The organism is Niallia endozanthoxylica, assembly GCF_008710145.1.
Taxonomy (GTDB): domain Bacteria; phylum Bacillota; class Bacilli; order Bacillales; family Cytobacillaceae; genus Bacillus_BD; species Bacillus_BD endozanthoxylica.
Genome location: NZ_VYKL01000036.1, coordinates 1 through 12845, shown reverse-complemented (window position 1 = coordinate 12845; position 12845 = coordinate 1). Strand labels below are relative to the sequence as shown.

Below are 12845 nucleotides of genomic sequence, written 5' to 3'. Positions count from 1 at the left end.
CGCTTTCACTATATCGCTAGACTAATGAAGGATGGGACTCCACAGAAGCCGATAGAAGCTGTCGGGAGTTTCGTACCAAGAGATTGGAAGGACCGTAGGGAATGGGAAACAAAAGAAGAACGGAAAAGACGAAAGAAAAAAGAACAGGTTAGCAAATCTTTAAATATATTTCACCGTCTTTATAGCAATTTTAAACAGGCTTCAAATAAATACAATAAAGCAGCAACAACTAACAGTGGCCTAGAAATGATAGAAGAAACTCAATTAATAGAAGTTGATCCGATAGCTCCTAAATTAAATACATCCACAATTCCCTTCAAAAGAAACGCTACCATAGAAAAAATAGAATTAGATACAATATCTGATCCTATCCAATCCGTTAGGGAAACTGAGAAGCACCTAGAATCTATTTTGGTAGCAGTCCATCAAAACAATCAAATTCAGCATACAGATACTCCATTCAAATCGAATAGTAAATCAGACAATACAACTGTTAACAAACATCCACAACCTAATGATGATATAAATGCCAATATTAATGACTTTATTAATATCGATGTACATACGAAAGGAACAATCAACAAAATTGAAAAAGCGGATACTAACGTAAGTGATGTAATGAAAGATAAAAGCAATATTGATGAGAAGGAAGAAGTTAATCAGAAATTAAAAAATTCAAAGGCCGAGAACAGTAATAATAACCGTGTAAACACGGTAATTGGTGAAGAAAAAGAGCAAAAAGAAGTCGAGCACAATTTAGACTCTTTCTGGTAAGCCATTGTGAACCTTTTGTGTCTATCGAAGGTCTCCATGAGCGTAGATCTTCGTATTAATATAAAACTTTTGAAGGGAATTTATTAATTTAAGGAAGGGGATAGGAGAGATGGCAGTAGAGGAAATGAGAGATATTCTAATTGAGGGATTTGATCCAAGTAAACTGAAAAAAAGTAAAAAGGTTGATGAAGGACTGCGATGGAGAGATATTCAATCTGCCTATCAAAATGATCTTGTTTTAAATGACGTTCTAGTTGGTATAGAGAATATTCGAATAGGAAGCAGCAACAAAACTGAACTTTGTGGAATTATTCGTCGTGCAGGTATAAAAGGGATTATCCCTTTAAAGGAGTCAGGAATTAACATTGAAGATGCCAATGCACTAAATCAATTTAGGGCTCTTACCGGAAAAAAAGTTGCGTATAAAGTATTAAACTTTGATAAGGAAGCCGGGATTTTTGTGGCATCCCGAAAACAAGCAAAAGAGCAAATGGCTGAGATTACTTTAAGAAAAATTGATGAAGGCTACAACATCTATTGTGTTATTAGGGAAGTAGAGCCAGGACATGTTGTCGGTGATATTGGCGGTATTGACGTGCATATCCCTGTGTTTGAATTGACCTATGGTTGGGTTGAGGATTTAAGAGATTGTTATGAACCCGGTGAAGTAATTGAAGTGCAAGTGATGAAAATTGATAAGGAAAAACAGGAAGTAAAGGTTTCAGCCAAACCATTAATGGAAAATCCTTTCCTTGAATGCATAGAAAGGTATAAAAAGAATGGTGAATACGTTGGTACGATATCAGGAGTTGAGGAGTACGGGATTTTCGTTAATTTAGAGGAAGGGGTAGATTCCCTTGCTCGTCACTTGAAGTTTCAAAATGTTCAAAAGGGAGATCAAGTGTTAGTACGGATATTAAGCGTGGATGCAGAAAAGGAACGCATTTCTGCACGAATTATTAGGGTGCTTTAATAAATGGAGGCGAATCCCATCTAGAGAGCTTTCTAAGCAGCGATCGGGAATGGTTTTTGAGACAAATTCCAGAAAAGAAAGAAAAGCGTTAGAGGCGATAGCAAGTGTTGGTTTAATTGAAGGGAATCAACTGCAACAGATATTTAAGCTAAAGAAACCGCAAATAAGACGAATGGAAAGTTTTAATCTTATCATGAAACATGTCATTAGGAAAAATGGACAGGACGTCCCATTCTATACGCTTGGACCGGCTAGTGCAGAGAAAATTGTTCCGGGATTTGTTCCAAATTATTGGGTGGAGTATCGGATTGAGGATGTTTTAAACAGATTTATGTTTTTTCGGCTATTCGACTTACTAAAACATCAAAATGCGAATGTTGGTACGGCCCCTAAGCCATTTACAGGAGCATTGGAACTCAATGGTAATCTTTTGTATGTTTACTGTACTCGTGGAGATACAAAGGATTTACAAATGTTATTGAAATGGAAACCATTTACCGATCGAATGATCATTGTTACAGAGAAAATTCAGTATTTAAAGCCATTGGATTTATTTATACAGGACGGAAAACTGAGGAGAATTAGGGTGATTACAGATGAACAACTTTTGAGTGATCGTCCTCAGTTTTATACATACAAAGAGAATGGAGATAAAGTATTTGAATGGGTATTGGAATCGAATGGATAATAACAAATTAGTTATTGCCCTTTATTGTTGATGAACAATAAATAAGTTTAAAAACGACTATTAAATTGTTGAATTACAGGGCTAGATTGTTGAGGATGTTGTTTAGCATTAATGGTGGGGAACCGTACCATAAATAGTACAATGTTTCTTTTAATAAAAGAATAAATGTCCATTTTCTTATTGTTATTAATTGTAATAATGTAAGTATAATAAATTACCTTCACTAATTTTAGTGAGGGTAATTTATTATACACTTAAATAGAATTTTAAGGTTACTCTAGAATATAATTGCTATGAACAACAATTACATCAATTGGTAAAGGAAGTAATGACATTGAAGGTTACTAGAATTTTGTTATATTTATTTGTGTTACTCAATATCCTTGGATTACTGTATTGGATTACTTTAATGTTAATAGACATAATTAATTAATTAATTAATGGTAAAAGATTAAGTGTTACTGAGCAATCTTTCTTACTCGGGTTGCATGGTTTTGTTTTTTCCTATTTTGTTTTCATTTGTTGTAAACAAAATATCTAAATTAAAAAACTTATCAAGACTTAAATGATAAATATTCGTTCTAAAAATGATTAATGTAAATGCACTTGTATAAAGAACAAGGCTCATTAAATTCATATTTCCAGAAAAAATGTTCTTTAGGCGTTACATAACAAAGCATCGCTGTCCCATACCAACCAATCATTGCAGCTCCAATAGCAGATGTAATGTGATCATAACCAGGAGCAATATCAGTCGTAAGAGGTCCAAGTGTGTAGAATGGCGCTTCCTGACACACTTCCAGTTGTTTATCCATATTTTCTTTAATTAGGTGCATCGGTACGTGCCCTGGTCCTTCAATCATCACCTGTACATCATGCTCCCAGGCAACTTTTGTTAGCTCTCCAAGAGTCTCTAATTCTGCAAACTGTGCCTCATCATTCGCATCTGCAATAGACCCAGGACGTAAACCATCCCCTAAAGAGAATGCAACATCATAGGATTTCATGATTTCACAGATTTCTTCAAAGTGAGTGTATAAAAAGCTTTCTTTGTGGTGGTGTAGACACCATTGTGCCATGATAGACCCACCGCGAGATACAATACCTGTTAAACGTTTAGCTGTTAACGGGACATATCGCAAAAGAACACCAGCATGAATGGTGAAGTAATCAACACCTTGCTCTGCTTGTTCAATTAAGGTATCACGGTAAACCTCCCAGGTAAGATCTTCAGCAACACCATTTACTTTTTCAAGTGCCTGATAAATTGGGACAGTGCCGACAGGAACCGATGAGTTACGAATAATCCATTCCCGTGTTGTATGGATATTTTTACCGGTTGATAAATCCATAATATTATCAGCGCCCCAGCGTGTTGCCCAGGTCATTTTTTCAACCTCTTCTTCGATAGAAGATGAAACAGCAGAATTGCCAATATTCGCATTAATTTTCACGTGAAAGTTGCGGCCTATTATCATAGGCTCTGATTCTGGATGGTTGATATTAGAAGGAATAATCGCTCGACCTTTTGCAATTTCATCCCGTACGAATTCAGGTTTCATATTTTCTCTAATTGCGATAAATTCCATTTCAGGCGTGATAATTCCTTTTCTTGCATAATGAAGTTGTGTAACATTTTTCCCTTTTTTGGCCCGTAACGGTTTCCGTTTTAAACCAGGAAACACGTTATGATTAGTGCGAGGATCGTTTTCATCTTTATAACCATTATCCTCAGGCTTGATTTCACGACCATCATATTCCTCAACATCGCCACGTTCTTGAATCCATGAACTGCGAAGGGTAGGAAGACCTTTCGTAATATCGACAGAATAATCAGGGTCTGTATAAGGTCCGCTGGTGTCATACACACGTACTGGAGGATTTTCCTCTTCTCCAAACGTACCAGTTGTCGGGCTTAACTCGATTTCACGCATTGGAACTTTAATGTCAGGTCTAGAGCCTGTTACATATACTTTTTTGCTACCTGAAAAATTAGACATGATGGAAATACTTTGTTCGTTTAATGAAGATGTTGACATTGACATAATAAATCTCTCCTTTTTGAATATAAGGACAAGATATAGAACACAACAAGTGGAAAGCTTATAAAAGCTTATGAAGTACATAAAAAAGCCGGTGTCCAATAAATGGTTGGACCCGGCTAATATGTATGCAGAAGTAGTATTACTATAATGACGCTTCTAACTTCCCCACGCTGGTATGAACCAGATCAGGTCCTAAGAGTCAAGAAACTTCAACGTGTTTCTTTCTCAGCCCAACTTATTGGACTCCCCTAGTTATTTCTATTTAATTTGATTTTAGTATACATGAGACTTCATTAAAATAAAAGGAAAATTTTAAAAATGAGGCTAAGGGGATGAGACTGGGAAAAGATGATCATTAGAATAGCTTCTTCAATAATCAGGCGCCTTCCCTAAGATTAAGAAGGCGTACTTTTTGAATTGGACCAATTTATTGAAAAGGCTTTTTCAGAAGGAGATTTTGATTTTATTGTTAAGAAGAGGGGATGAATAGTTGAAGGAGAATTCAACTGGATTTAATTAAACGTGAAACCACCACCCGAAGGTGGAGGTTTATTTCGGGGAATTACTTGATAAATTATTGTTCATTTAAGCTTGTTACAGAAACACTTTGTTTATTATTTGGTTCATCAAGGGAATGGATTGTAGCTGTTCCATTTTGTTCATCCACGTGCTCAATGTAAATGCCTTCTCCATTATAGGTTACATTAGCCATAATTGGCGAAGAAGCAATTTCTTGTGCTCGTTGTGCATTCATTGTAGAAACCTCCTTTTGACTTTAATAGTTATAATATTTGTTTCAAATAACTTAGATATACCTGTTGTAATTGAAACTACTTCCATGTTCAAACTGATTTTCTCCATAACTATTAGATAATAGATTTAAATAAGACAAGGGTTCTTTAGTAAAAGAACTGAGGAGCCAATTTTGCATCTCTTTCGCATTTTTCAATATTCCGCAATCGGGCGCATTTATGGAAGATTAACAGCCTAATTCCTCGATAAAAAACATGGAGGAATTAGGCTTTTTCATATTTTAAAATCATTGAATTTATTCTCTCCGCCTTGCTTCAAAGCAAGGCGGAGAGAATAAGCTAGGGAACCTCTTTTGGTATTCCATCAGCAATCAATTGATTACCCGTGAAGATGTCAATAACCCACCACTTATCAACCTTACGGTCTGATTGAAGTGTGGGATTGAAAAGAAGCCCTAGTTGCTAGCATAAGTTTCTTGAGAACTATGTTATTCTTCATGCACAAACCTACAGATGATTCCCTAGTCTGTAGCTCTTTCATGGCTCCGTAACCATTCCTTTATTTCAATCTTGCTCCCTATATGAATATGAACCTTGACTTGAATCATGTAGTAGCTTCAGATGTTTATTTTTTATTAAAACACTCTTCTCATACCCCTGAATGCGCCCGATTACGAAAAAAATCACTAACTGGTATATTTACCTCTAATCACCAACACAATAATCAATTAATAAAATACCGAAATTAGTAAACTGATTGCAAAGAGACCATATGCAACCTGTATGATTATGTACATTGTGAATTCAAAGGCTAAAAGTTTTCTTTGCTTTTTAGTTTTTTCCAAATGCCGCAAATAGAAAGCTGCACTTAAAATAAGTAATACGCTAGATATCGCGCGTGAAATTTCTGCAAGAATGACCAAGTATATTAACTCCTTTCTCCGGTACGGTAAAACTCCAATTTGAGCTTTAATAAACTGGTCCTCAATTTTGGAACAACTTTGTTCAATTCGTGCGCCCGATTACTGCAAATCAGAAGTAATTTAGTAGAAACTATATTCCGAGATTGTTCTACATTTGTAGATTATTTTAAAGATACATTTAATTATAATACTTTCAACACACAAAACACCGTTCGAAAATAGAACGGTGTTATAAATCATTTAATACTCTTTTTCTACTTCCTTATAAAAATCCTATTTTTTCTGTGAAATAAAAAGATAAAATATGCTAAGATAATTTTCAAAAGAAAGAAGCTTCTTTTTTCCTCTGGTATCATTTATAAAAGCTATGATAAAGGTAGACTGCAAGTTGAACTTTTAGGTAGTCCTCAAAATTGTCAAAGTCTACTTTCAATATGTCCTCAATTCTTTTAATCCGGTGGTATAGAGTGTTCGGATGGATATGAAGATTTTTAGCAGTTACTACCATGGAGCCGTTATTATGGACATAGTTGATAAGGGTATACAGAAGTTCTTTATATTTCCCCTGATCCGTCCATAAAAGGGAAAAAGTCTCAGCTAAAAATGATTCGATCTCACTTGGGAGATGATTTAAAAAAAGACGGCCGATTCCCATTTCATGAAAATAGAAGACCCCTTTTTTATTTTGCCTTTTTAAGTGAAGAAGGGCTTGTTCGGCTTTGTTATGATTCTCCTCCGCTTGCCCAGGATAGTAAAGTCCTGTACTGATTCCTGCTCGGGCCAATACTGTATATCTTGTGTTCCACCGTTCAATGCTGTCTGTAATCATTTTAATGAATCTAGATTGCTCGCTCTCCTGATTGGTCGTGGAAAAAATGATAATTTTGTTGTTGTAGCTAAATAGAAGGCTGTTTTCCACTAATAAGATTTGATTGAGCCGAGTTAAAAAGGACTGGGTATCATTTTCAAGAGCATGCGGATCGGAATTCCCATACAATTCAATTAAAATGGTTTGAATAAAGCTTCGAGTATCAATGCCTAAATCCTTTGCGGCCATTTCGGCGTGAAGGGGATTTTTGATTTTTAAGAACTCTTGATATTTTTCAAAGGTTCTTCGATATAAAATATCGGTTCTGGATCTGATTTTCATAATTTCCAGAGCGAGGATAGGAGCACCCTGTTCAATGATTAAACGATCAGTCATAGATAAGGGACCGGTTCCCTCTATAATCAGGCATCCTAAAAAAACTGATCCCGATCGGATGGGATATACGTAACAGGATAGATCAACATCACCAGAAATGGATACATAAGCTGGTTTTGTTTTAGAACGAAAAAGGACAAAAAGATCCGCAATTACTTTTTCAAAAGAAAGATGATCGACGGGGTAACACTTTCCTTCGAGATAATCCGCATAAATAATCGAACTTTCCATTAAATGGTTTATTTCAGTAATGATGGATTTCAACCCTCTGTTTTCTATTGATAATCGTGTTAGATGGTTATGTATTTCGGTCCTTTGTAGCAATAGCTCATTTGTCTCTTCAAGCTTCGTTAATAAATGAGTAACCTCACCTAGGTTTTTCTGAACTTCTTCATGAAGCTGGGCATTATGAATAGCAGCGGCAACGTGAGAGGCAAAGCTTTGAAGAAGCAGAAGATCTCTTTCACTAGGTAATTCTTCCTTATCAAAGCGATGGAGGGTCATGACACCGATTCGCTCATCTCCAAACATAATAGGCACAGATAAAAGAGATTTAATCGTTCTTTCTGATGCCCCTGCAGCGTTTAAAATATTCAAATTTTCTTCACTTATATCTCCCATACTTTCATAAATTTCCTTTGTTGTTCCAATTAATCTAACAGAGCCGTCTCTATAGACCTTACCGACAATGGACTCGCCGATACTGATCTGGAAGGATCTGATTTGCTCACTGAAGCCGACATATGCCTTCACTATTAACTTCTTAGAGCGTTCATCAAAAAGTTGAATAAACCCAGCGTCAGTAGTTCTAAAAATATCACTAGCGTAATGCATGATTTTCTTAAGTACGTCATCTAGCTCAAGAGTTGAGGTGATGACACGAAAGCTTTCCATAAGTATTTCCATGTCATGCTGTACCTGTAATGCATCTGTATCTATATGATGAAGCTGCGTTTCGTTTTTCACTATTCTTCCCCCTATGTTGAACTTAACACTTTTTTCGGAAAAACACTGTGTATTTCCACATTGTTTATTTGTTGTATATTTTATAATATTTAGTAAATTAGGAAAAGTTATTTTTTAGAACGTTTTCATAGGAAGGGGAGATTGTAATGATAAACATTGCATGGAAACAATTGGAGGATAAGTTTGAAGACCTGGTTTCTATTCGTCGGAATCTTCATATGTATCCAGAATTGTCGTTTGAAGAGATAAAGACCCCAGCGATGGCTGCGGAATTCTTAACGGATTGTGGTTTAGAAGTGAAAACTGGAGTGGGGGGCCGAGGAGTTACGGCTTTATTACGGGGAGGAAAACCTGGAAAAACAGTTGCACTTCGTGCCGACTTTGATGCGCTTCCGATTGAGGATCAAAAAGAGGTTCCTTACAAATCCAAAATTCCTGGTGTCATGCATGCCTGCGGTCATGATATTCATACGGCTGCTCTTCTTGGGACTGCCTATGCACTTAGTAAAGTAAAGGAAGATCTCGCAGGGAACGTACTGTTCATTCACCAGTTTGCCGAAGAAGTCATTCCCGGAGGGGCTAAAGTGATGATTGAAGACGGTTGTTTGGATGGGGTCGACGTCGTTTATGGAGCGCATGTGCTTTCTACTATTCCCGTTGGACAAATTGGATATAGAGAGGAGTACCTGATGGCTGCGGGTGACAAGTTTGAAATTCGGATCAAAGGAAAAGGAGGTCACGGCTCTATGCCACATCTTGCAATTGACCCAGTCCTTGTGGGAAGTCAAATTGTCATGAATCTCCAGCAAATTGCAGCCAGCCGAATCAATACCACAGATCCAACTGTGGTAACCGTCTGTTCATTTCAAGGAGGAGATCGGTATAATATTATCCCTGATCAAGCGATATTGTCCGGAACGGTCCGAACTTTTTCTAAGGAAGCAAGGGAATCAGCGGAGAAGAATATCAGAAATATTACTGAATCGGCATGTAAGATGGCAGGGGCAGAATGCGAAGTAGTTTACGAATATGGCTATCCCTCCGTTTGGAACCATCCACAGGAAGCTCAACGTGTAAGTAGAATAGCTGAAATGGTTGCAGGAAAAGAAAATGTTTCAGAAGTTCCTTTACAAATGGCTATGGAGGATTTTGCTTACTATGTCATTGAACGACCTGGAGCCTTCTTTCTAGTAGGAGGAATGAATCAAGAGATTCAAGCAACATACCCTCATCATCATCCTAAATTTGATGTTGATGAACGCAGTATGCTTCAAATCGGAAAAATGTTTATTTCACTTGTCTTTGATTACTTGAATAATCCAAGCAGACAGGATTCAAATAAAGAAATCATCCAATCAGTTTAATCTTGCTTACTAACCCGTATTCGGAAGGAGAATGGTTTTATGAATGATCTATCGAAAGGAAAGAACAAGAAACATATTATTCTTTCATTGTTATTTTTAGGATGGTGTTTGTCCTATCTTGATCGAATGGCTATGAATGTCTCGATTGTTGAGATTGCTAAAGAGTTTGATCTAAGTCCAGCAGCTCTTGGGGTTGTACTCAGTAGTTTCTTCGCTGGTTATGCGTTAATGCAAGTTCCCGGCGGCTGGCTGGCCGATAAATATGGATCGAGAAAGGTTGTAGTTGTTTCCATTATCTTTTGGTCTATCTTTACGGTTTTAACAGGGTTTGCTGGATCACTTATTTCGATGATCATGATACGCTTTCTGTTTGGTCTGGGGGAAGGCGGTTATCCAGCTGCAAGCTCTAAAGCGATAGCGGATAGCTTTCCTAAAAAAGAGCGGTCCGGTGCACAAACCATTATGATGTCATCAAATCACCTTGGAGGAGTCATTGCTCCTTTGATTGCCACCCCTTTACTAATTTGGATCGGCTGGAGAAATGTTTTTATTGCCATCGGCGTCCTTGGTATCGTTATGGCTTGGCTTCTATGGCGTTATTTGAAACCAGAGAACATGCAGGTGGAAAGTGATGAAAAAGAAAGTACAGAAAAAGTTCCCTTTAAAAAATTGATGAAGAATCCAACTCTATGGAAGCTCTCCATTATGTGGTTTGGAATGAGTACGTTGATCTGGGGGTTAATTTCGTGGATGCCTCTTTATTTGACGCAGGTAAGAGGTCTCAATCTTTTGGCCATGGGCATGTTGACTTCCGTACCGGCACTAACAGGAGCTATTGGTATGATTATTGGAGGGCGCTTGTATCAAAAGCATTTTAACGGCAGGGAGAAGTACTATGCACCAGTATTTTCGCTTCTAGCCATTTTGTTCTTATATTTGTTATTCAACGCGCCATCGGTTGGATTGGTCATTACATATCAAGCATTATGTACAACCTTCCATGGACTGGTATTCGCCATCATTATGGCTATGCCACACCAAGTATTTTCGAAAAACATCATCGGTTCTTCTATCGGATTTATTAATCTTGGAGGTATGTTAGGAGCGCTACTAGCTCCGACCGCTATGGGCTTGTTGATCGAAAAATTCAATGGATCTTATACAGCGGCTTTTATCTATTTAATTGTTTGCGCTTTTCTGACCGTTTTGGCGGCAACTAGCCTCTCCTCTATCTCAAAGAAAAATTTGGATATGCCGATTAAAGAAAGTGTTTGATGATTGAGTTCAGAAAAAGGCGAAGCCTTTAACTATGGCTTTGGCCTTTTTTTAAGGTAACCATGCTCCCATTCTTAGGTGGTTTCTGTATGACATTGGAAATGAGGTCATGAATAGTGAAAAGAGGCTATAAATTTTCCTCGCTTATTTTGAATTTTACAATCACGAAGCTCTATTTAGGGCTTTAGAAAGGATGACATAGGATTGACGTGGGACATTTTAAATGTTATCGGAACGATTGCGTTTGCGATAAGCGGCACCATTGTAGCGATGGAAGAAGAATATGATATTTTAGGAGTTTATATTTTAGGGTTAGCCACAGCCTTTGGTGGAGGTGCGATTCGTAATCTTTTAATAGGAGTACCTGTATCCGCCTTATGGGAACAAGGCCCCCTATTTCTAATGGCTATTGCTATAATGACCATTGTGTTCATTTTTCCCAATCGCACCTTAAAACAGTGGGGAAAATGGGAGCTTTATACAGACGCAATAGGGCTCGCTGCATTTGCTATACAAGGTGCTCTCTATGCGACTGAAATGAACCATCCAATCATCGCCGTTGTCGTTGCTGCCCTTCTAACTGGAAGTGGTGGTGGAGTGATTCGTGATGTATTAGCTAGAAGAAAACCGTTGCTATTGCATGCGGATATTTACGGTGTTTGGGCAATGCTGGCAGGCCTATCAATCGGAACAGGACTCTTCAATGAATCATGGGAATTATATATACTATTCATTACAGTTGTTGTTCTGAGAATTTTAACTGTTTTTTATAACTGGAAATTACCTTCTCGTTCCATAAAGGGAGTACTATCGCACCGAAGTGGGCTTTGTCGTTCGGAAAATATGTAAAAATGTATTTGGGGAGCTGTACTTGACAATCTATTAAAAACATCTGTTTTTGTTTAATTGAGGAAATATTCTGAACCATGCTATAATAAAAATGTATTTTAAATCCATTTATACTTCATGTTTTCGAAGTCACCGTCAGATTTCATTCGTTTCGATACGTCTGAAAATATTCGGCTTAAAACCCTTTAATGCTCTTGCGGATTTTCAGCAATTGCGGTGGAATACCCACCATGAGACATGATTCTAGCATGACTTTGCCTTAGGTGAAGTATGCCTAATTTTCCTGTAATCTATTAAAAAATTTAAGATTGATATATTAAAAGACGATTGTTTTCCCATTTAGGGGATATAATCGTCTTTTTTTATTTATAAAAAACCCAAAAGGAGAGGTTGAAATGGCAAGTGTAATGGATGGACTAAAACAACAAAGTATTGTTGCTTCAAAGCAAGGCGGAGAGAATAAGCTAGGGGATCTCTTTTGGTATTCCATCAGTAATCAATTAATCACCCGTGAAGATTTAAAACAAAAATTTGATGAAGCCAACGTGGATCACCAATGGCTGCCAAATCCCATTCGCATTTCTGATGCATTTAGGAGAGCGACCGGAGAAATTCAGAAAAAACAAAAGAAAGTGCCTACCAATGATCCGACAACCTTCCTGAACTTCCTGATTAGGGAGGTCTATTATGACCATAAAAGGGTCCAACGGAACATTGTTATTGAGAAGGTTAATAAGAAAGGGAAGTCATTGGAATATAATTCGACAGCTACAATCATTGAATTCCATAAAGATGATGGTACGATCTCTATTACTACAAGCGGTAGCAGTGATGAAGGGGAACAAAAAGCAAAAAGTTTGGCTTATGAGGCCAAAGGTCTTTTTGAAACGTATTCAAAAAACTATGATGCCCAAACATTACGGATTATGGTGAAAAACATTCTTGATTCTATGTCACCCACAGCAGTCCGTCCTCATGGAGGAGTTGTGTGACTTGTTCTGCAATAACTACGAAAGTAGGAAATGCAGGGAT

8 protein-coding genes, 2 pseudogenes and 1 riboswitch are annotated in these 12845 nt (G+C 37.3%); of the genes and pseudogenes, 7 read left to right on the top strand and 3 right to left on the bottom strand.

Features of this window, described 5'->3' with window-relative positions; all coding sequences use genetic code 11:
- From F4V44_RS27565 to F4V44_RS20805, 3 genes and pseudogenes are all read left to right on the top strand, one after another.
- A pseudogene (locus F4V44_RS27565) lies at positions 1 to 774 on the top strand (hypothetical protein); the annotation flags it as partial.
- Between the two features lie 109 nt (positions 775 to 883).
- Positions 884 to 1747 (top strand): hypothetical protein, encoded by an 864-nt coding sequence (locus F4V44_RS20810; protein WP_150441939.1) that lies wholly within the window; start codon positions 884 to 886, stop codon positions 1745 to 1747.
- Between the two features lie 49 nt (positions 1748 to 1796).
- Positions 1797 to 2435 carry a hypothetical protein gene (locus F4V44_RS20805; protein WP_150441938.1) on the top strand — a complete coding sequence of 213 codons (639 nt, stop codon included), beginning with the start codon at positions 1797 to 1799 and terminating at the stop codon, positions 2433 to 2435.
- Positions 2436 to 3085: 650 nt separating this feature from the next.
- Here F4V44_RS20805 and thiC read toward each other — a convergent pair.
- The 3 genes and pseudogenes from thiC to F4V44_RS20785 form a co-directional block, all read right to left on the bottom strand.
- A pseudogene (gene thiC, locus F4V44_RS20800) lies at positions 3086 to 4474 on the bottom strand (phosphomethylpyrimidine synthase ThiC); the annotation flags it as partial.
- Positions 4475 to 4625: 151 nt separating this feature from the next.
- Positions 4626 to 4740: riboswitch (TPP riboswitch) on the bottom strand.
- A 314-nt stretch (positions 4741 to 5054) separates the two neighbouring features.
- Positions 5055 to 5234: a small acid-soluble spore protein H gene (locus tag F4V44_RS20795; RefSeq protein WP_150441937.1), complete on the bottom strand. Its 180-nt coding sequence runs from the start codon at positions 5232 to 5234 to the stop codon at positions 5055 to 5057.
- A gap of 1273 nt (positions 5235 to 6507) precedes the next feature.
- The gene (locus F4V44_RS20785; protein WP_191090795.1) at positions 6508 to 8325 is read right to left on the bottom strand and encodes a helix-turn-helix domain-containing protein; all 1818 of its coding nucleotides are present in this window, start codon (positions 8323 to 8325) and stop codon (positions 6508 to 6510) included.
- Between the two features lie 146 nt (positions 8326 to 8471).
- Here F4V44_RS20785 and F4V44_RS20780 point away from each other — a divergent pair, with 146 nt between their 5' ends.
- From F4V44_RS20780 to F4V44_RS20765, 4 genes are all read left to right on the top strand, one after another.
- Positions 8472 to 9689, top strand: a complete 1218-nt coding sequence (locus F4V44_RS20780) for a M20 metallopeptidase family protein (RefSeq protein ID WP_150441935.1) — start codon at positions 8472 to 8474, stop codon at positions 9687 to 9689.
- Positions 9690 to 9728: 39 nt separating this feature from the next.
- Positions 9729 to 10964 (top strand): MFS transporter, encoded by a 1236-nt coding sequence (locus F4V44_RS20775; protein WP_150441934.1) that lies wholly within the window; start codon positions 9729 to 9731, stop codon positions 10962 to 10964.
- Positions 10965 to 11168: 204 nt separating this feature from the next.
- Complete coding sequence (locus F4V44_RS20770) at positions 11169 to 11813, top strand: trimeric intracellular cation channel family protein (RefSeq protein WP_150441933.1); 645 nt, start codon at positions 11169 to 11171, stop codon at positions 11811 to 11813.
- 395 nt (positions 11814 to 12208) lie between these two features.
- On the top strand, positions 12209 to 12805 hold the full coding sequence (locus tag F4V44_RS20765) for a DUF6744 family protein (protein WP_150441932.1): 597 nt from the start codon (positions 12209 to 12211) through the stop codon (positions 12803 to 12805).
- The last annotated feature ends 40 nt before the right edge of the window (positions 12806 to 12845 follow it).

What these genes read in the sequence shown, in the direction of transcription:
- F4V44_RS20810 (WP_150441939.1), top strand. Translation starts at nt 884, where the DNA reads ATGGCAGTAGAGGAAATGAGAGATATTCTAATTGAGGGATTTGATCCA.
- F4V44_RS20805 (WP_150441938.1), top strand. Translation starts at nt 1,797, where the DNA reads ATGGTTTTTGAGACAAATTCCAGAAAAGAAAGAAAAGCGTTAGAGGCG.
- F4V44_RS20795 (WP_150441937.1), bottom strand. Translation starts at nt 5,234, where the DNA reads ATGAATGCACAACGAGCACAAGAAATTGCTTCTTCGCCAATTATGGCT.
- F4V44_RS20780 (WP_150441935.1), top strand. Translation starts at nt 8,472, where the DNA reads ATGATAAACATTGCATGGAAACAATTGGAGGATAAGTTTGAAGACCTG.
- F4V44_RS20775 (WP_150441934.1), top strand. Translation starts at nt 9,729, where the DNA reads ATGAATGATCTATCGAAAGGAAAGAACAAGAAACATATTATTCTTTCA.
- F4V44_RS20765 (WP_150441932.1), top strand. Translation starts at nt 12,209, where the DNA reads ATGGCAAGTGTAATGGATGGACTAAAACAACAAAGTATTGTTGCTTCA.